Consider the following 18,413-nt stretch of genomic DNA (forward strand, 5'->3'; position numbering starts at 1 on the left):
CCTCAGCCCTGCGGCTGGTTGATGTTGACCAGCCAGGTGATGCCGAAGCGGTCCGTGCACATGCCGAAGACGTCGCCCCACATCTGGCGCTCCAGCGGGACCAGGACGGTGCCGTCGGCGGACAGCTGCTCCCAGTAGCCGCGCAGTTCGGCCTCGTCGTCGCCGCTGACGGACACCGAGATGTTGTTGCCGGGCGTGTAGGGCATGCCGGGCGGGGTGTCGGCTGCCATCAGCGTGAAGCCCGCGGGGGTCGTCAGCATGCCGTGCATGATCCGGTCGGCGCCCGGGCCGTCCCCGCCGCCGAACTCGCCGTAGGTGTTGAGCTTCAACTCGCCGCCGAAGACGTCCCGGTAGAACTCCAGGGCCGGCCGGGCGTCGCCGGTGTAGTTGATGTACGGATTGAGGATGGAGGGCATGATTGGTCCCTTTCCTGGGGGAATGTCCGCTCCGTAGCGTAGGGAATGACGTGCCGAAGGGCGGGCCGACGCCCCGGCGTGGACCCGTGGGACCCGCGCGACCTGCCCGGACCGCACGCCGCCCTGCCCGGAAGGCCCTTCCGTTCCCCGGGCGCTTCTGGCAGCATCGTCCGCTATTCGATGACCGAGGGCCGCTGATCGGTGCGCCGGGCGCCCGGGGGAGGAGCGGGATGCTGGACCACGGCGGGCCCCGCCGGCACGGTGACGACCACCGGCCCGCGGCCTGGGTGCGGACACGACTGCGCTCGGCGCGGGCGGCGGCCCTGCTGACGGCCGTGCTCGCACTGGCCACCGTGTTCACCGCGGCGGCGCTGCCCCGGGCCGCCGACCGGGGCGCCGACGACGCGCTCGGCAGGTTCGTCCTGGACCGCGGCATCAAGGCCACCAGCCTCCACCTCACCGCCCGCCCGCTGCCCGGCACCCGGGCCGCCGACCTCGACGCCCAGCGCGACCGGCTGGTGCACCGGATCGGCGCGGACCTCCCGCTCACCCGGGACGGCGAGCACCACGGCACCCGCGCCCTGACCGACCGGCCGATGCCCGGCGACGGGTACGACCGGCCCGGCGGGATCGCCCCGCAACTGCACCTGCTCCACCTGGACGACCTCGCCGAGCACGCCACGCTGACCGAGGGCAGCTGGCCGGGACCGGCGCTGCCGGGGGAACCGCTGCCGATCGCCGTCAGCGGGCGGGCCGCCGAGAGCATCCGGCTCGCGGTCGGCGACGTCATCGACAGCGGCCCCGCCGAGGACGGCCCCGCCCGGGGCGCCCCGGCCCGGGTCCGGATCGTCGGCCTCTACCGGGCCGACGACCCCCGCGAGCGCTTCTGGCAGGACCTCCCCTGCCCCGAACGCGCCTGCCTGAAGACCCTCGACGGCGGCGGCGTCCGCTGGGAGACCGCCGGCGTCGTCGGCGACGACGGCCTCCCCGCGCTGCTCGCCTGGGGCGGGGGCGGCGAGGACTTCTGGCGCCTGCCCCTCGACCCGCACGCCCTGCGCGCCGACCGGCTCGCCGACCTGCGCTCCGGCGTCGGCTCCTACCTGGCCGGACCCGGCGCCGTCGAAGCCGCCACGGCGGCCGGCCGCCCCGACCTGAGCCTCACCAGCCTGCTGCCCGAGGTGCTCGCCGACGCCACCACCCGTCACCGGGCCACCGCCCCGCTCGCGGCCATCGGCCCGGCCGGGGTGGCCGGCGTCGCCGCCGTGGTGCTCTGCCTGGCCGCCGCCCTCGCCGCCGACCGGCGCGCCGCCGAACTCCGGCTGCTCCAGGCCCGCGGCGGCTCACGCACCGGCATCCTGCTGCGGCTGCTCGGCGAGAACGCCGTCACCGTGCTGCCGGCCGCCGTCGCCGGCGCCGCGCTCGCCCTGCTCCTGCTGCCCGCCCCGCGCTGGACGGCGGCCGTCCTCGCCGCCGGGGCCGCCACGCTGCTCGCGCTGCTGGCCCTGCCGGTGCGCGCCGCCGTGCTGCTCGCCCGGCCCGGGCCCGCCGGGGGCCGGGGGACCCGCGCCCGGCGCCGGATCGTCGGCGAACTCCTCGTCCTCGCCGTCACCGCCGCGGCCGTGGCCGAGGTCCGCCGCCGGGGCGCCGCCCCGCCCGGCGCCGGACCGGACCCGCTGCTGGTCGCCGCACCGCCGCTGGTCGCGCTCACCGGCGGCCTCCTGCTGGCCCGCGTCCAGCCGTGGCTGGTCGGCCGGCTCGCCGCCGCCGCCCGGCGCGGCCGCGGCCTGATCGGCTTCCTCGGCCTCGCCAGGACCGCCCGCGACCCGGCCGGGCACCGCCGGCCCGCCGTGCTGGCGACACTCGCCCTGCTGCTCGCCGTCACCACCGCCGGCTTCGGGGCCACCGTGCTCGACACCGTCGACGGCGCCCGGCTGCGCGCCGCCCGCACGGCGGTCGGCGGCGACGCCGCGGTCCTCGTCCCGCCCGACGCGCCGCTGCCCGAACCGTTCCTCACGGCCGCCGCCGCACTGCCCGGCGTCCGCGCCGCGAGCCCCGTCCGGATCGAACGGCAGACCTACGTCCTCGGCGCCGGCCGGCTCGCCGTCCAGACCACCGCCGTGGTGGTCGAACCCCGGGCCTACGCCGAGATCGCCCGCACCGTCGGCGCCGGGCCCTTCGACCCCGCCCTCCTGGCCGCGCCGCCCGGCGGCCCCGACGCCCCGGTGCCCGCCCTGGTCAGCCCCGGCCTCGCCGAGCGGCTCCCGGCCGGCCCGCAGCGGCTGCGCACCCCCGGCGGCGAACTGCTCGCCACCGTCGTCGGCAGCGTCGCCGCCACCCCCGCGCTGCCCGAGGCGATCCGCGAGTTCATCGTGCTGCCGGTCGGCCCCGCCGCCGCGCGGCTGCCGGAACTCGCCCGCGCCGACAACTGGTTCGCCGTCGGCGACGTCGACGGCGAGCGACTGCGCACGCTCTTCACCCACAGCGGCCTCGCCGACGCCACCGGCCTCGCCGAACTCCTGCGCGAGGAGGCCAGGGAGGTCAGCCGGGAACCGGACGGCATCCCCGACGGCTACCGGGTGCGCACCAGCCACGAGGTGGGCGCCAGGCTCGCCGCCGACCCCCTCCAGCACTCCACCGTGCGGCTGTTCCGCGCCGCGGCCGCCGCCGGCACCGGATTCGCCCTGCTCGCCGTCCTGCTGACCGTCCTGCGGGCCACGCCCGACCGCGCGGTGCTGCTCGCCCGGCTGCGCACCATGGGCCTGCGCCCCCGTCAGGGCCTGATCCTGATCATCGCGGAGACCGTCCCGCAGACCCTGGCCGCAGTGGCCGGCGGAGCCGTGGTCGCGACGGCGGCGGTGGCCCTGCTCGGACCGGCGTTCGACCTCTCGCTGCTGGTCGGCGCCGCGGTGGACGACGCCCTGGCCCCGCTGGCGGTGCCGGTGCTGCGCCCCGCCGCCGTCCTGGCACTGCTGGTCTGCGCCGCCGTGGTGCTGGAGGCGCTGGTGTCCGGCCGGCGCCGGATCGCCGCCGAACTCCGCGCGGGCGAGCAGCGTTGAGCGGGCGCCCGGTGTCCTTCGGCGACCGGGCGCCCGCACGGCTCAGTCGAGGATCCGCCCGCCGTGGTAGCGCAGTTCGTAGGCGCGCTCGCCGGCGGCGGTCAGGATGTGCTCGACGCCCCGGAAGCGGTCGACGTCCCCGGTCGGCTCGTCGACGTACCGGTACTCCCCGACGGTGTACCGGAAGCCGCCGAGGAAGCGCCCCTCGGCGTAGAGGGCGGTCAGCGCCGCCTTGACGGTCTCGCCGGCGGCGAAGGCCGTGATGCCGTCGGTGAGCAGGTACCCGTGGTAGTTCATGGCCCAGACCGGTCGCTGCCCGAGGTGCACGGTCTCCTGCCCGAGGAAGTCGGTGCCGCCGAAGTAGCTGTCCCGGTAGACGAGTTCGCCCTCGCGGTACGCCAGGTCGTGCGAGCCCGCGCGGGACGGCGCGACCTGGCCGCGGCCGCCCGCGTAGGTCGCCGCCTTGGCGCGGACCACGAAGGCGTTCAGCTCGCCGGACGCCGGATCGGTGGAAGTGGGATCGATACGCATGCGCGGTGTCCTACCATCCGGCACCGACAACCGGGCGGCGGGCATAGGCTGCGGGCAGCAGACCGTGATTCGACGAAGGGGGCGTGACGATGGAGGTTACGAACAGCATCACCGGGACGGTGCACATCGCCGGACGGGTGGTCCAGACCGGCAGCCTGTCGGTCGGGCCCGGCCTCGACGAGGCCGCCGAGGCCGCGATCGAGGCCGGGCTGGCCGCCGAGGGCGCGCCGGTGACCCTGACCCGCGGCGAGTACGCGGCGGTGCTGGGGCTGCTCGGGGAGCTGGGGGCGGCGACCGGCTCCGAGGGCGTGCGGGCCCTGGCCGAACGCCTGTCGGGCCGCTGACGTCCGACCGGCCCGGGCGCCTCGAAGCGTCCGGGACCGGGCCGGGAGGGACGGTCAGGAGGCGACGAAGGCGACCAGGTCCTTGGTGAACTCGGCCTCGAACGCGCCGGTCAGGCCGTGCGGCGCGCCCGCGTAGATCTTCAGGGTGCCCTGGGGGAGCAGCTTGACGGCCTTCTGGGCGGAGGCGGCGATCGGGACGATCTGGTCGTCGTCACCGTGCGCGACCAGCACCGGGATGTCGATCTTCTTGAGGTCCTCGGTGAAGTCGGTCTCCGAGAACGCCTCGACGCAGTCCAGCGCGTTCTTCAGGCCGGCCTGCATGCCCTGCAGCCAGAACTCGCGGCGCTTGCCCTCGGAGACCGCGGCACCGGGGCGGTTGTAGCCGTAGAAGGCCTCGCTCAGCTCGTAGTAGAACTGCGAGCGGTCGGTGGCGACACCCGCCCGGATGCCGTCGAAGGCCTCCAGCGGGGTGCCCTCGGGGTTGGCCTCGGTGCGCAGCATCAGCGGCGGGACGGCGCCCAGCAGGACGGCCTTGCGCACCCGGGCGCTGCCGTGCCGGCCGAGGAAGCGGGCGACCTCGCCGCCGCCGGTGGAGTGGCCGACCAGCACCGCGTCGGTGAGGTCGAGCTGGTCGAGCAGCTCGGCCAGGTCGTCGGCGTACTGGTCCATGTGGTTGCCGTCCCACGTCTGGGTGGAGCGGCCGTGGCCGCGCCGGTCGTGGGCGATCACCCGGAATCCGGCCGAGGCGAGGGCCACCGCCTGGTTCTCCCAGGCGTCGGCGTTCAGCGGCCAGCCGTGCGACAGGACGACGGGCCGTCCGATGCCCCAGTCCTTGTAGAACTTCTGGGAACCGTCGGAGAGGGTGATGAAGGGCATGACGGCCTTTCGGTCGAGCTATTCGAGCAGGGAGTGGACGCCGGTCCGGGTACGCGCTCGGGGCGTTGCGGCCGACTGGTTCCCAGCATGACCGGCGAAGCGGCGGCAGGCACGGCCGTGGCGCCTTCCGTGCACCGTCAGGCAAGTGCCGTGCGGTACGGGGCATGTCCCCCCGGGGCGCGGGAAATCCGGCCGGGTGCGAACCGCCCGGCCCGTTCCTAGGCTGGTGGCATGGGCGATTTCGACGGCTTCACGGCCCTGCTCGACTACCCCGTCTACGTGGTCACCGCGCCCGGCCCGCCGCCGGCCGGGTGCCTGGTCGGCTTCGCGGGCCAGTGCTCGATCGACCCCGCGCGGTTCGTGGTGTGGATCTCCAAGGCGAACCACACCTACGACACGGCCCTCGCCGCCGACGCGCTGGGCGTCCACCTGCTGCCGTACGGGCACGGGCTGGCCGCGCTGTTCGGCGGCCGCAGCGGCGACGACACCGACAAGTTCGCGGCCGTCGAGTGGTACCACGGGCCCTACGGGGTGCCGGTGCTCGCGGAGGCGCCCGCCTGGTTCGTCGGCCGGGTGCTGGACTGCGCCGACTGGGGGGACCACACGGGCCTGCTGCTGGCCCCGGTAGCCGCCGGCGCCCCGCCCGCGGGCGCCGTCCCGGTGCTCTCCTACCGCGACGTCGCCGACATCGACGCCGGCCACCCGGCCTGATCCCGCGCCGACCGGGCGCCCGGCCGGGGCGGTTGACGGCTGCCGCCGGCCGGGCGGTGTCGGTGGCCCGGCCTAGGCTCGGGGCCATGAGCATGATCGGGCGTTACCTGCGGCTCAGCGCCGGGGAGTTGGATCGGGCCGAGCGGGAGCCGGAGTGGGCCCTGGGATTCGTCGAGGAGCTGGACGAGGCGGCCGGCGGCGAGCGGGCGGGCGGCTGGGCGCGGCTGCACGGGACCGGAACGGCCTGGCAGGCGCTGGACTTCCTGCTGCGCCGCCGGGGGTTCCCGGTCGACCTCGTGCACGGCGAGGGGGAGCTGCCGGGCGCGGAGGACTGGGGCTACGGGCCGCCGTGCCGGATCGCCCCGGAGCGGGTCGCGCTCGCCGCCGGGGCGCTCGCGGAGCTGGACCCGGGCAGGTTGGTCGAGGGGGTCCGGGCGGCGGACCTGGCCGAGGCGCGGGTGTACCCGCAGGGCCGGTGGGCGGAGGAGGACTCGCTGCACCTGGTGACGGCCGAGTACCGGGCGCTGTCGGACTTCGTCCGGGCGGTGGCGACCCGTCGGCACGGGCTGCTGGTGTGGATCGAGTGACCCGGCGACGGGCGGCAGGGAAAGGGGCATGTCGGTACATTGAGGACATTACGGATATTCGGGAGCAGTCCCGGTCCGGCGTGTCCACGCAAAGAAGGCCGAGCCGCCTTCGGGAAGGGTCTCCATGCAGCGTGCCCCCAGCCCCGCCGTCCTCGCCGAGCTGCGCCGGCCGAGGCCGTATCCGGCGGTGTCGATCCTGATGCCCACGCACCGCCGGGAGCCGGACAACGCGCAGGACCCGGTCCGGCTGCGCAACCTGCTGGCCGAGGCCAAGGAGAGGGTCCAGGCCGACCCCGAGGTCTCCCGCGCGGACCGGATCAATGTGCTGGAGCAGCTCGACCGGGCCCTCGCCGAGGTCGACCTGGTGCACGCCGAGGACGGCCTGGCCATCCTCGCCGCCCCCGGTGAGCACCAGGTCTGGTCGCTCGCGCGCCCCGCGCCCGCCCGGGTGGTGCTGTCGGACACCTACCTGACCCGCAACCTGGTCGCCGCACAGGCCGCCGAACGTCCCTACTGGGTGCTCGCGGTGGCCGCCGACCGGGTGGTGCTGTGGAGCGGCGACCAGGAGCGGGTCACCGAGGACCGCGAGCACGGCTTCCCGCTGGTGCGGGTCTTCGACAACCCCGACCCCGAGCGGCAGGAGCAGATCGGCGACACGCCCAGCACCTTCCGCGACGAGGAGACCAAGACCTTCCTGCGGCAGGCCGACACGGCCGTCGGCAAGCTGCTCGCCGCCGACCGCCGCCCGCTCTACGTGACCGGCCAGGCCGCCGCGCTCGCCCTGCTGGACGCCGTCGGCCCGATCGCCAAGGAGGCCACCGAGCAGCTCCCGCACGGCGGCCTCGCCCAGGCGGACGGCGAGGCGGTCCGCAAGGCGGTCGAGTCCGCCGTGCGCGCCCACGCCGAGCGCGAGACCACCGAGGCGCTCGCCCAGCTCGACGCGGCGCGCGGCCGGCAGACCTTCGCGGCCGGCCTGGACGAGGTCTGGCGGGCCGCCGGCGAGGGCCGGCTCGGCCGGCTGGTGGTCGAGGAGAACTTCCGCACCACCGTCCGCGACGACGGCGCGCACCTGGTGCCGGCGGCGGCCGAGGAGTCCGGCGCGCGCGAGGACATCGTCGACGAGGTCGTCGAGCGCACCCTCGACACCGGCGGCCGGGTGAGCTTCGTGCCCGACGGCACCCTGTCCGACGCCGGACGGATCGCCGCCGTCCTGCGCTACTGACGGCCCGGGCGGCGCCGGCGCCGCGGGCGTTCCCGGGGTGTTCCCCCGGGGGCGGCTTACCGGACGGCGATCCCCACCAGGCAGGTGTCGTCGTCCGTGTCGGCGTTGCTGTAGCGCAGCAGGTGGTCCAGGTGCTCCTCCAGACCGTCCGCGCCGCCCGCCGCCGTGTCGCAGGCCTGCTCGGCGAGCGCCATCAGGCCCGTCAGCGACGCCTGGAAGGACTCGTCGCGGCGCTCGATCAGCCCGTCCGTGTACATCACCAGCCGGTCGCCGGGCTCCAGGACCAGCTCGCCCTCCGCGTAGTCGGCCTGGTCGACGGCGCCGAGCAGGATGCCGCCCAGCTGCGGCAGGGTGCTCGCCCGGGCCCCGCGCAGCAGCACCGGCGGCGGGTGTCCGGCGCGCGCCCAGCGCAGCCGGCGCGACCCGGGCCGGTAGAGGCCGCAGACGGCGGTCGCGGTGACCTGGTCGGTCAGATGGTGGGTGACGCTGTTCAGCCAGCCCAGCAGCTGGGCCGGCCCCGCCCCGGTCGCGGCCAGGCCGCGCAGCGCGTTGCGCAGGGCGACCATCCCGGTGGCGGCCTCGATGCCGTGGCCGGCGACGTCGCCCACGCACAGCAGCACGTCCCCCGACGGCAGCGGCAGGGCGTCGTACCAGTCGCCGCCGACCAGATGGCCCTTCTCCGCCGGGCGGTAGCGCACCCCGACCCGCAGGTCCGGCAGGTCCAGCGGGCCGTGCGCCGGCGGCATGATCGCGTGCTGGAGCTGGAGGGCGAGCCGGCTGCGCTCGGCCGCCTGCTGCTCGCTCTGGGCGAGCTGGTCACGGGTGGCGGCGAGCGCGACCTCCGTCCAGTGCTGGGCGGAGATGTCCTGGTAGGCGCCGCGCACGGTGCGCAGCCCGCTGCCCGGCCCCGACACCGGCTCCGCGACGACCCGGATGTGCCGGGTGACGCCGTCGGGGCGTTGCAGCCGGAAGGCGGTGGACGCCGGGCGGTGGTGGTGCAGCAGGGTGCGCAGGAACCGCCCGATGGCGTGCCGGTCGTCCGGGTGGGCGTGGTCGGGGAGTTGGTCGAGGGCGATCGGCGGCGCGCCGGGCGGCAGCCCGTGCAGTTCGAACAGGGTGTCGTTCCAGACGATCCGGCGGGTGCGCAGGTCCTCCTCGAAGCCGCCGATCCGCCCGAGGCGCTGCGCGTGCTGGAGGAGCCGGGCCACCCGCGGGGTGCCGTCGTCAAGTCGCCAGACCACCGCCAGATGGCCGCCGTGGCGGCTGATGCTCACCTGTGCCCGGGTGACCAGCGGCACGCCGTCGACCAGCGCGGCGAGCCGCAGGTCCGGGGTGCGGAACGGCTCGCCGGTGGCGAAGACGTGCTCGACCTTCTCGGCCAGGCCGCCCGGTTCGGCCGCCAGCGGGTACGCCTCCAGCAGCCGGGCGCCGGCGATGGCGCCGGTGGGGCGGCCGGCGAAGTCCACGAAGGCCGGGTTGACGTGCCGGATCACGAACGGCGGCGGCAGGTCGTCGGCGTCCGGCGCGACCCGCAGGATCATGCACGGGTCGAGCAGGCCGTCGGTCAGCCGGCGCAGCTCCTCGAACCGGGAGTCGGCGGGGTCCGGTGCGTGCGGCTCCGGTTCGCCGCCGGACTCCAGGGTGGCGGCGGCCACCTCGGCGAGCGCCTCGAACTGCCGTTGCAGCGGCTGGGACTGCTCGGGCAGTCGTTCGTGCCAGCAGAGTTCCAGGACGCCGATCAGCCGTCCGCCCTTGCCCGCCGGGACGGCCAGCCGCCCGCCGCGGATCTCGTGCTGGCCGACCGAGGGCAGTGAGGCCTCGGCGAGCGTCGGGTAGCCGACCGCCGCCCGCTCGTCCAGGGCCCGGCGGGCCGGGGTCGGCACGCCCGGCGGCACGTGGCGCCAGCGCAGGGCCTCCTCCTCGTGGAAGCCGGCGCTCCCGGCCAGCGACAGCGAGAGGTCCGGGTGCGCGGCCCAGACCGCGACGGCCGCCACGCCGAGCGGGCGCAGCGCGTGGTCCAGCATGGCGCGGGCCGCCGCCGCGGCGTCGCCGCCCGCCAGGGCGTCCGCCTCGGTGCTCCGCAGCCGCACGGCCATCGGCTCGGCGGGTTCGGCGGTCCGGTCCGCCCGGTCCGGTCCGCCCGGTCGCCCCGGTTGCTCCGGGGGGACGGCCGCCTCCTCGACGAACGCCCGGGCGAGCGCCGAGATCTGGTCCGCGGCGGCCTGGTTGACCAGGTCGGCGGCGAGCGCCAGGGTCGACACCCCGGCCTGCTCGGCGAGGCTCTCCAGTTGCCCGGCGGCCTCGGTGGGCCCGCAGCGCAGGCGCTCGACCAGGACGCCGACGCCCATCTCGACCACGGCCCGGCCCGCCGAGTGGGCCTGGGCGCGGTCCAGTTCCAGCCGCAGCCGCTCCACGGTGCCGGCCAGCCGGCCGACCGCGGTGGCCTCCCGGCCGGCCTCCGTCGCCTGCCGGCCGTCCGGAGCGCCGGCCGGAGCCGGCCCGTGCTGCGGGGCGACCCTCGGGGCGCCGCCCTCGGACGGCGCGGGACGGTCCGCGGCCGGCGGATCCTGCGGCTGCTGCACGGTGCTGGCTCCTGGGGTCGGGCGGCGGGTGGACTACCGGGTCAGGTGGTGCCTGATGCGGCCGATCACCTCGGCCGGCTCGACCGGCTTGGTGATGTAGTCGCTGGCACCCGAGGCGAGGCTCTTCTCCCGGTCGCCGATCATCGCCTTGGCGGTCACGGCGATGATCGGCAGCCCCTCGTGCTCGGGCATCGCGCGGATCGCCGCGGTGGCCGTGTACCCGTCCATCTCCGGCATCATCACGTCCATCAGGATGACGTCGATCCCCGGGTGGGCGGCCAGCGCCTCCAGCGCCGCCCGGCCGTTCTCCGCCTGGAGCACCCGCAGGCCGTGCAGCTCCAGGATGCTGGTGAGCGCGTAGAGGTTGCGGTCGTCGTCGTCCACCACCAGCGCGGTGCGCCCGGCCAGCGTCGGATCGGCCTGCGGGCTCCACCCGGCGTCCCGCTCGCTGTCGCGCACCAGCGGCAGCACCGCGCCGGGGCGGTCGGCGCTCATGTGCAGCGCGACGCGTTCGCGCAGCTCGTCCAGGCTGGACAGGAACTCCAGCGGACGGCCGCGGTCCCGGCGGACGGCCTGCTCGTCCTGCGCGCCGACGCCCCGGTTGTGGTGCGCCAGCACCGGGACGGCGTGCAGCGCCGGGTCGCGCTCCATCTCCTCCAGGAACCGCGCCGCGGTGCCGTCGGGCAGGTCGAGTTCCAGCACCACGCAGTGGCACGGCGAGGTGGCCAGCGCGGTGGCGGCCTCCTGGGCGCCGACCGCGGTGACGATCTCGACCTGGCGCCGCCCGCCGGCGTAGCGGGCGAGGTCGGCCACGGCGTTCTCCGCCACCAGGGAGAGCAGGCCGTTCGGGCGGCCCTCCACCACCAGCAGCCGGCGCGGCCCCTCGGCCGCCGCCCGGTCGTCGGGGTGGTGGCCGGGAGTCCCGGCCGGCTCCGGGGCGCGGCTCGGAGTGCGGCGCGGCGCGCGGTCGGCCGGGCCGGCCGCGTCGGGCCGGCTGGCGGGGAGGTAGAGGGTGAAGGTGCTGCCCCGGCCGATGGTGCTCTCCACGGTGATCGCGCCGCCGAGCAGGCAGGCGATCTCCCGGCTGATCGACAGGCCGAGACCGGTCCCGCCGTACTTGCGGCTGGTGGTGCCGTCGGCCTGCTGGAAGGCGCCGAAGACGGTCTCCAGGTGCTGGGGCGCGATGCCGATGCCGGTGTCGCTCACCCGGAAGGCGAGCACCGGGCCGCCGTCGCGCCGTACGCCGTCGGGGAGTTCGGCGGTGGTGGCGGGCTCGATGCGCAGCTCGATCCGGCCCTGTTCGGTGAACTTGACCGCGTTGGAGAGCAGATTGCGCAGCACCTGGCGCAACCGGTAGTCGTCGGTGGCGAGTTCGGCCGGAACGCCGTCGACCGTCTGGACCGCGAAGGCGAGGTTCTTCTGGCCGGTCATCGGGCGGAAGGTGGCCTCCGCGTAGTCGAGCAGCGCGCGCAGCGGCACCGCCTCGACGTTGACGTCCATCTTGCCCGCCTCGACCTTGGACAGGTCGAGGATGTCGTTGATGAGCTGGAGCAGGTCGGAGCCGGCCGAGTGGATGATGCCCGCGTACTCGACCTGCTTGGCGGTCAGGTTCCGGGTGGGGTTCTGGGCGAGCAGCTGGGCCAGGATGAGCAGGCTGTTGAGCGGGGTGCGCAGCTCGTGGCTCATGTTGGCCAGGAACTCGCTCTTGTAGGTGGAGGCCAGCGAGACCTGGTGGGCGCGGTCCTCCAGCTCCTGGCGGGCCTGCTCGATCTGGAGGTTCTTGGCCTCGATGTCGCGGTTCTGTGCGGCCAGCAGCTCGGCCTTCTCCTCCAGTTCCGCGTTGGAGGCCTGGAGCTCCTCCTGGCGTGCCTGCAACTCCTCGGAGCGGGCCTGGAGTTCGGCGGTCAGCCGCTGGGACTCGCCGAGCAGCTCGTCGGTCCGGGCGTTGGCGATGATGGTGTTGACGTTGACGCCGATGGTCTCCATCAGCTGGTCGAGGAAGTCCCGGTGGACCTGGGTGAACGGCTGCACGGAGGCCAGCTCTATGACGCCGAGGACCTGCTCCTCGACCACGATCGGCAGCACCACCAGCGACAGCGAGCCGGTGCGGCCGAGGCCGGAGGAGGCGGCCAGGTAGTCGGGCGGCAGCGAGTCGACGGTGATGGTCCGCCGGCTGCGCGCCGCCTGGCCGACGAAGGACTCGCCCAGCCGGAAGCGGGTCGGGCGCTCGCCGTCGGGGAACGCGTAGGAGCCGACCAGTTGCAGCACCGTGCCCTCGGGGCCCTCCTCGGCGAGGTAGAAGGCGCCGCACTGCGCGGAGACCAGCGGGGCGAGTTCGTCCATCACCGACTCGGCGACGACCACCAGGTCGCGCCGGCCCTGCATCAGCGCCGAGAAGCGGGCCAGGTTGGTCTTGAGCCAGTCCTGCTCCTCGTTGGCGCGGGTGGTCTCGCGCAGCGACTGCACCATGAAGTTGACGTTGTCCTTGAGGTCGGCGACCTCGCCGGAGGCGTCCACGGTGATCGAGCGGGTGAGGTCTCCGGCCGCGACGGCGCTGGTCACCTCGGCGATCGAGCGGACCTGCCGGGTGAGGTTGCCGGCCAGCCGGTTGACGTTCTCGGTCAGCCGCTTCCAGGTGCCGGAGACGCCCTCCACCTGGGCCTGGCCGCCGAGCCGCCCCTCGGAGCCGACCTCGCGGGCCACCCGGGTGACCTCGTCGGCGAAGGAGCTGAGCTGGTCGACCATCGTGTTGATGGTCTCCTTCAGCTCCAGGATCTCGCCGCGCGCGTTGACCGTGATCTTCTGCGAGAGGTCGCCGCCGGCCACCGCGGTGGCCACCTGGGCGATCGCCCGGACCTGGCCGGTGAGGTTGCCGGCCATGAAGTTCACCGAGTCGGTCAGGTCGCGCCAGGTCCCGGAGACGCCCTTCACGTCGGCCTGGCCGCCGAGGATGCCCTCGGTGCCGACCTCGCGGGCCACCCGGGTCACCTCCCCGGCGAACGAGGACAGCTGGTCCACCATGGTGTTGACGGTGTTCTTCAGCTCCAGGATCTCGCCCCGGGCGTCCACGGTGATCTTCTGCGACAGGTCGCCCTTGGCGACCGCGGTGGCCACCTGGGCGATGTCGCGCACCTGGGTGGTGAGGTTGCCGGCCATCGCGTTGACCGAGTCGGTGAGGTCCGCCCAGGAGCCCGAGACGCCCGGCACCTGGGCCTGGCCGCCGAGCCGGCCCTCGGTGCCGACCTCGCGGGCCACCCGGGTCACCTCGGAGGTGAACCGGGACAGCTGGTCGACCATGCCGTTGAACACGGTGGCGATCTCGCCCAGCAGCCCGTCCGCGTCGTCCGGCAGCTCGGTGCCGAAGTCGCCGTCCCGCACCGCCGTCAACCCCGCGAGGAGCAACCGCAGTTCGGGTTCGCCCACGCGTGCCGTGTCGGGCGCTCCGTTCTGGTCGTGCTGCGGGCCGTGGAACGTGGTGGGGCCGGCCATCGAATGCTCGCCTCCGATCCTGGGCGCCGCGGGAACGGGTCTGCGGACCGGTCCCCGGACGCGGTGGTATCGCCACGGAGGCTACCCCACCCCTTACGGCGGTTGAAAAACAGTTGGTGCCTGAGGCAACCTTTCAAGGGTCCCGCCGCTCCGTCGCCCGTCCGGCAGCCTCCGCGAAACCTTCACAGACGGCGACTGCATCCTTTCGCGCATCCGGGGTAGCGGGCGCAGGACCGTGCCGACACGACGGAAGGACTCCCATGGTGGCCCCCACCGGTGAACTGCTCGTTTCCGCCGCTGCGTCGACCACGACGGCGCTGCGCGACCTGCTGGCGCCCGAACTGGCGGCCGTGGAGGACCCGCGCGAGGTCGCCCCCGCGGACGCCCGCGAACTCACCAAGGTGCTGCTGCGCCGCCTGGCGACGCTGGAGGAGGGGACCCGGGAGTACTCCTACGTCCGCTCCACGCTGGTCGAGATGAACCTCTCGCTGGTACGGTTCGCGATCCGCCGCTTCGACTCGCACCGCGAGCCCAAGGAGGACCTCCTCCAGGTCGGCGCAGTCGGCCTGATCAAGGCCATCGACCGCTTCGACCCCGAACTCGGCGTGGAGTTCACCACCTTCGCGCTGCCGACCGTGCTCGGCGAGATCCGGCGGCACTTCCGCGACACCACCTGGGCCGTCCACGTCCCGCGCCGCCTCCAGGAGCTGCGGATCACCCTGGCCAAGGCCCAGGAACGCCTCGCCCAGCGGCTGGACCGCGCCCCGACCGTGGCCGAACTGGCCGAGCACGTCGGGATCGGCCAGGACGAGGTCGTCGAGGGCCTGACCGCCGCCAACGGCCACACCGCGGGCACCCTGGACGGCGGCAGCGGCGAGGACGGCGACGGCCCCGGTCCGCTGGCCGGCCACCTCGGCGAGGACGACCGGGAACTCGACCTCGTGGAGGACCTGGTCGCACTCAAGCCCCTGGTGGCCGCCCTGCCGGAGCGCGAGCGGCTGATCCTCTCCATGCGCTTCTGCGAGGACATGACGCAGTCCCAGATCGGTGCCCGCCTCGGCCTCTCGCAGATGCACGTCTCGCGGCTCCTGAGCCGGACGCTGCGACAACTGCGGCAGGGGATGGAAGCAGCCTGACCGCGGGGGTGGTGCGGGTCCGGAGGGCGCCACAGCCCCGATCGTCCCTCCCTCACTTGGCCGACGGGCATGATCTCCGTATGGTCGGAAGGCACGGACATGGAGGGGAACGACGATGATGCCATCCGACAACGACCGGGGAGAGACCGTGCTCGCGGCCTCCCAACCGCGTCCGGAGCTGGTGGTGGAAACCCGCTCCGGACCCGACGGCGCAGTGGTCTGCGCCCTGGCCGGAGACCTCGACGTGGAGACGCTGGCCCCGGCCGCCGACACCCTCGCCGAACTGGTCGCCCAACGGCCCGCGGCCGTGGTGATCGACCTCCGGGGAGTGGGGTTCTGCGACTCCTCCGGCCTGAACGTCCTGCTGCGCACCCGCCTGGCGGCGGAGCGGGCGGGCCTGGAGCTGCGACTCGCCGCCGTCCCGGCCACGGTCATGCGGGTCCTCGACCTGACCGGGGCGCGGACGGTGTTCGCCATCCACGAGTCGGTCGGCGACGCCCTCGCGGGATGAGCCGTGACGCGCGCCGGACCGGACACGCGCCGGTTCGGTGCCGTCCGGCCCGGCGGCAGGCATAATTCCGGAACCGCCGGGAAACCGACCATGCGGAAAACGCCGTCGATCCGAAAGGGTGCCCTCCTATGACGCTGAGCCGGGGAACCCTGGACGGAGAACCCCAGCAGGCCGGACCCGTGGCACCCCCGGGCGGCCAGCGCCGCCGGCTGACCCTGGCCGGGCTCCCCAAACCGGTCGCCCACGCCAGGAGCTTCACCGCCGGGGCGCTCGCGGACTGGTACCCGGCCGCCGTCGGCCCGGGTGCCCGCGACGAGACCGCCGAGGACGTGGTGCTGCTGGCGGCGGAGCTGGTCGCCAACGCGATGCTGCACGGGGACGGCCCGCTGGAGATGGTGCTGGACGTCGACGGATCGCGGCTGCGGGTCGAGGTCAGCGACCGCAGCCCCGTCATGCCGACCCCGCGCCAGCCGCACAACCCGGCGCTGCCCGGCGGTCACGGACTGTTCATCGTGGAGCGGACCGCCGACCGCTGGGGCGCCGAGCCGCACGCCCAGGGCAAGACGATCTGGGCCGAGGTCGACGCCGCGCGCTTCCTGCACGGCGGCTGAAGGCGCCGGAGGCGGCCGGACGTGCCGGAAGCGCGTTCCCGGCTCACAGGCCCTCGACCGCGCGGGCGTCGCCGGTGAGCGCGTAGCGGCGGCAGGCCAGTAGCTCGTCGAAGGTGCTGCCGATCTCCTCGCCGAGCCGGTGCAGCACCGTCTCGGCGTCATGGTCCGAGACGTAGCCCGGCGCCACCCGCAGGGCCAGCAGCCCCAGCTCGCGGTAGCCGCCGCGCAGCCGCTTCTGCACGTCCAGCCCCTCGGCGACCACGCTGCGCCAGGCCTCGACGTCCATCCCGTCGGGCCCGGGGACGCGGCGCAGATCGGCGGGCGGCACGTCCGGGCTCTCGCACAGCTCGGCGACCGCGTCGGCGACGGCGGCGGCGACCCGGGCGGGCTCCCGGGGCTCCTCGCCGGGCTCCGCGCGCAGCTGGCCCAGGCGCTCGGCGAGCAGGTCGGACAGCTCCGCCATGCGGCCGCGCAGGTCCACCACCGCCCGCACGTCCAGCACCGCCCAGCTGTCCCAGGAGTGGGCGAGCGAGGGCCCGGCCTCCCGGGCCACCGTCTCCTCGATCACGCCGGCGGTGTCCGCGAGGTCCAGCAGCCGGTAGGCGGTCGGCCGCGGGACACCGAGTTCGGCCATGGCGTAGGCGTCCCAGGAGGGATGGCCCAGCGCCGTCCACACCCGGCCCCGGTGCGCGGCGCGCACCCGCCGGGTCAGTACCAGCGCGGCGGTGCGGGGCTCCGCCACCGCCGCGCGCAGCTCGTCCGTCAGCCGCCGCGCGTCCGCACGGCCGACCGCGGCGTCCACCTCGGGGTTGCGCCTGTCGTCCATACGCCTTGCTTGCCCGCTCGGCGGCGGGCGGAATCGTGCGATACCCGGGCGAACCGTGCGTGACCGCCCCGCTCCGTGCGGACACCGACGGCCCCGGGCCCTCCCGGGTGGCGCGGGCGCCGATTCCGTGGCATGACCGGGGAGCGCCGGGGCAGACGGTGCGCACAGCGTTCGACGGCACGAGTCGCGGGAGGGCGAGGCCGATGTCGGAATCGATGGTGGCACAGCTGAGCATGCGTCTGATCACGGGCGAGGCACAGGGGCGGGACCTGCACGTCGGGTGCCGCTACGAGAGCGGCGACCCGTTCGCCGTCCGACTGGACTTCGGGGCCGACGAGGGCGCCGTCTGGGTGGTGGCCCGCGACCTGCTGGCGGCCGGGCTGCGCGGGCCGGTCGGCGAGGGCGACGTCCACATCGAGCCGAGCGGCACCGGCGAGCACGTGTTCATCGCGCTGGGCTGCCGGGACGGCGTCGCGCTGCTGAAGGCGCCGACGCGCCCGCTCGCCCGCTTCCTGCGCGCCACCGGTCGGCTGGTCCCCGTCGGCTCCGAGTCCGACCGCATCGACTGGGACCGCTGCATCAGCGATCTGCTCTCCGCGTGACCGGTCGGTCCGCGTCCTCGACGACGACCCGCAGGCTCTCCAGCCCGGGGTCGGCCGAGTCCGGCACCAGCATGCCGGCCGCCGGCCCGCTGCGCAGGTACTCGACGAGGGGGTTGGCGTGGAAGGCCGCCAGGGCCTCCAGAACGGGTGCCTGCGACTGGTCCATGTCCGGCGGCTGCCCCGCCGGCCCCGCCGGAAACCCGCCGCCGTCCGGCATGAACCCCGGGATCGGGGTTAGACGGCCGGTCGACACCGACCGCCGTCCCGCGTCAGGAAAGGGCCGCCGTGACCGACATCTCCCGCCTCCCCGGAGCCGCCGAGCAGCACTGGAACTGGCAGCTGGAGGGGGCCTGCCGCAGCGTCGACAGCAGCATCTTCTTCCACCCGGTCAACGAGCGCGGCGCCGCCGCGAAGGAGCGCGAGCAGCACGCGAAGTCGGTCTGCGCGCGCTGCCCGGTGCGGGTGCAGTGCCGCCGGTACGCGCTGGCCACCCGGGAGCCCTACGGCGTGTGGGGCGGGCTGACGGAGGAGGAGCGGCGTGCGCTGTTCACGGACCTCTCCGCACCGGGTCCCCGGCTCGCGTAGCGCGGCCCGCGGCCGCTGCACGGCAACTCGCGGCGGACGCGTTTGCCCGCCCCGAAGGGTGGTACACGCAGCGCCGGGGCCCGGCCGGAGAACGGCGGGCCACCGGCCCTCCGGGGCTCCGCCCGTCCGCATCCACCGGGAGGCATCCGTGATCGTCCTCGGCGTCATACTCCTCATCATCGGCTTCGTCACCGGCATCTCGGTGCTGTGGACCATCGGCATCGTCCTCGTCCTGATCGGCCTCGTGCTGTGGGTCGCCGGTGCCCTCGGCCACGCCGTCGGCGGACGCCGCCACTACTACTGACCACCACCGGCCGCAGCACCCGGC

General features: G+C 75.1%; 18 protein-coding genes. 11 read left to right on the forward strand and 7 right to left on the reverse strand.

From position 1 onward, the window contains the following. Positions 1–2: 2 nt before the first annotated feature. Positions 3–416: a VOC family protein gene (locus ACFU74_RS27870; RefSeq protein ID WP_380761561.1), complete on the reverse strand. Its 414-nt coding sequence runs from the start codon at positions 414–416 to the stop codon at positions 3–5. A 230-nt stretch (positions 417–646) separates the two neighbouring features. On the opposite strand from ACFU74_RS27870, the gene ACFU74_RS27875 reads away from it, so the two are divergent. Next, positions 647–3,472, forward strand: coding sequence for a hypothetical protein (locus ACFU74_RS27875; protein ID WP_380761563.1), 2,826 nt, complete (start codon positions 647–649; stop codon positions 3,470–3,472). A 42-nt stretch (positions 3,473–3,514) separates the two neighbouring features. Here the strand turns inward: ACFU74_RS27875 and ACFU74_RS27880 are convergent, their stop codons facing one another. Further along, positions 3,515–4,003: a DUF5680 domain-containing protein gene (locus tag ACFU74_RS27880; protein ID WP_380761565.1), complete on the reverse strand. Its 489-nt coding sequence runs from the start codon at positions 4,001–4,003 to the stop codon at positions 3,515–3,517. An 89-nt stretch (positions 4,004–4,092) separates the two neighbouring features. Here ACFU74_RS27880 and ACFU74_RS27885 point away from each other — a divergent pair, with 89 nt between their 5' ends. Beyond that, positions 4,093–4,347, forward strand: a complete 255-nt coding sequence (locus ACFU74_RS27885; RefSeq protein ID WP_380761567.1) for a hypothetical protein — start codon at positions 4,093–4,095, stop codon at positions 4,345–4,347. 54 nt (positions 4,348–4,401) lie between these two features. On the opposite strand, the gene ACFU74_RS27890 is transcribed toward ACFU74_RS27885, so the two are convergent. Beyond that, on the reverse strand, positions 4,402–5,223 hold the full coding sequence (locus ACFU74_RS27890; protein WP_380761569.1) for an alpha/beta fold hydrolase: 822 nt from the start codon (positions 5,221–5,223) through the stop codon (positions 4,402–4,404). A gap of 231 nt (positions 5,224–5,454) precedes the next feature. Between ACFU74_RS27890 and ACFU74_RS27895 the strand changes: the two genes are divergently transcribed. The 3 genes from ACFU74_RS27895 to ACFU74_RS27905 all read left to right on the forward strand — a co-directional run bounded on the left by ACFU74_RS27895 (position 5,455) and on the right by ACFU74_RS27905 (position 7,743). Beyond that, positions 5,455–5,934: a flavin reductase family protein gene (locus ACFU74_RS27895; RefSeq protein ID WP_380761571.1), complete on the forward strand. Its 480-nt coding sequence runs from the start codon at positions 5,455–5,457 to the stop codon at positions 5,932–5,934. Positions 5,935–6,020: 86 nt separating this feature from the next. Next, a complete protein-coding gene (locus ACFU74_RS27900; RefSeq protein ID WP_380761573.1) occupies positions 6,021–6,521 on the forward strand; it encodes a DUF1877 family protein in 501 nt (166 codons plus the stop codon). Between the two features lie 124 nt (positions 6,522–6,645). Further along, entirely contained in the window at positions 6,646–7,743 is a 1,098-nt protein-coding gene (locus tag ACFU74_RS27905; RefSeq protein ID WP_380761575.1) for a chemotaxis protein, read from the forward strand. 56 nt (positions 7,744–7,799) lie between these two features. Here the strand turns inward: ACFU74_RS27905 and ACFU74_RS27910 are convergent, their stop codons facing one another. Then, positions 7,800–10,325: a SpoIIE family protein phosphatase gene (locus tag ACFU74_RS27910; protein ID WP_380761577.1), complete on the reverse strand. Its 2,526-nt coding sequence runs from the start codon at positions 10,323–10,325 to the stop codon at positions 7,800–7,802. A 33-nt stretch (positions 10,326–10,358) separates the two neighbouring features. Beyond that, the gene (locus ACFU74_RS27915; RefSeq protein ID WP_380761593.1) at positions 10,359–13,832 is read right to left on the reverse strand and encodes a HAMP domain-containing protein; all 3,474 of its coding nucleotides are present in this window, start codon (positions 13,830–13,832) and stop codon (positions 10,359–10,361) included. 242 nt (positions 13,833–14,074) lie between these two features. Here ACFU74_RS27915 and ACFU74_RS27920 point away from each other — a divergent pair, with 242 nt between their 5' ends. The 3 genes from ACFU74_RS27920 to ACFU74_RS27930 all read left to right on the forward strand — a co-directional run bounded on the left by ACFU74_RS27920 (position 14,075) and on the right by ACFU74_RS27930 (position 16,072). Beyond that, on the forward strand, positions 14,075–14,950 hold the full coding sequence (locus tag ACFU74_RS27920) for a SigB/SigF/SigG family RNA polymerase sigma factor (RefSeq protein WP_380761579.1): 876 nt from the start codon (positions 14,075–14,077) through the stop codon (positions 14,948–14,950). A 115-nt stretch (positions 14,951–15,065) separates the two neighbouring features. Further along, positions 15,066–15,461 (forward strand): STAS domain-containing protein, encoded by a 396-nt coding sequence (locus ACFU74_RS27925; protein ID WP_380761581.1) that lies wholly within the window; start codon positions 15,066–15,068, stop codon positions 15,459–15,461. Between the two features lie 128 nt (positions 15,462–15,589). Further along, complete coding sequence (locus tag ACFU74_RS27930; RefSeq protein WP_380761583.1) at positions 15,590–16,072, forward strand: ATP-binding protein; 483 nt, start codon at positions 15,590–15,592, stop codon at positions 16,070–16,072. Positions 16,073–16,115: 43 nt separating this feature from the next. On the opposite strand, the gene ACFU74_RS27935 is transcribed toward ACFU74_RS27930, so the two are convergent. Continuing rightward, a complete protein-coding gene (locus ACFU74_RS27935) occupies positions 16,116–16,898 on the reverse strand; it encodes a hypothetical protein (protein ID WP_380761585.1) in 783 nt (260 codons plus the stop codon). Between the two features lie 233 nt (positions 16,899–17,131). Between ACFU74_RS27935 and ACFU74_RS27940 the strand changes: the two genes are divergently transcribed. Continuing rightward, positions 17,132–17,500, forward strand: a complete 369-nt coding sequence (locus tag ACFU74_RS27940; RefSeq protein ID WP_380761587.1) for an SsgA family sporulation/cell division regulator — start codon at positions 17,132–17,134, stop codon at positions 17,498–17,500. Here ACFU74_RS27940 and ACFU74_RS27945 read toward each other — a convergent pair. Beyond that, the gene (locus ACFU74_RS27945) at positions 17,478–17,666 is read right to left on the reverse strand and encodes a hypothetical protein (protein WP_380761589.1); all 189 of its coding nucleotides are present in this window, start codon (positions 17,664–17,666) and stop codon (positions 17,478–17,480) included. The two genes, ACFU74_RS27940 and ACFU74_RS27945, sit on opposite strands and share 23 nt — an antisense overlap. Before the next feature lie 119 nt (positions 17,667–17,785). Between ACFU74_RS27945 and ACFU74_RS27950 the strand changes: the two genes are divergently transcribed. Together ACFU74_RS27950 and ACFU74_RS27955 are read left to right on the forward strand one after the other, a co-directional pair. Then, positions 17,786–18,085: a WhiB family transcriptional regulator gene (locus ACFU74_RS27950; protein ID WP_380761591.1), complete on the forward strand. Its 300-nt coding sequence runs from the start codon at positions 17,786–17,788 to the stop codon at positions 18,083–18,085. Between the two features lie 148 nt (positions 18,086–18,233). Beyond that, positions 18,234–18,389, forward strand: coding sequence for a DUF6131 family protein (locus tag ACFU74_RS27955; RefSeq protein WP_380297911.1), 156 nt, complete (start codon positions 18,234–18,236; stop codon positions 18,387–18,389). The last annotated feature ends 24 nt before the right edge of the window (positions 18,390–18,413 follow it).

The sequence above is a fragment of the Kitasatospora sp. NPDC057500 genome (assembly GCF_042802195.1).
Taxonomy (GTDB): domain Bacteria; phylum Actinomycetota; class Actinomycetes; order Streptomycetales; family Streptomycetaceae; genus Kitasatospora.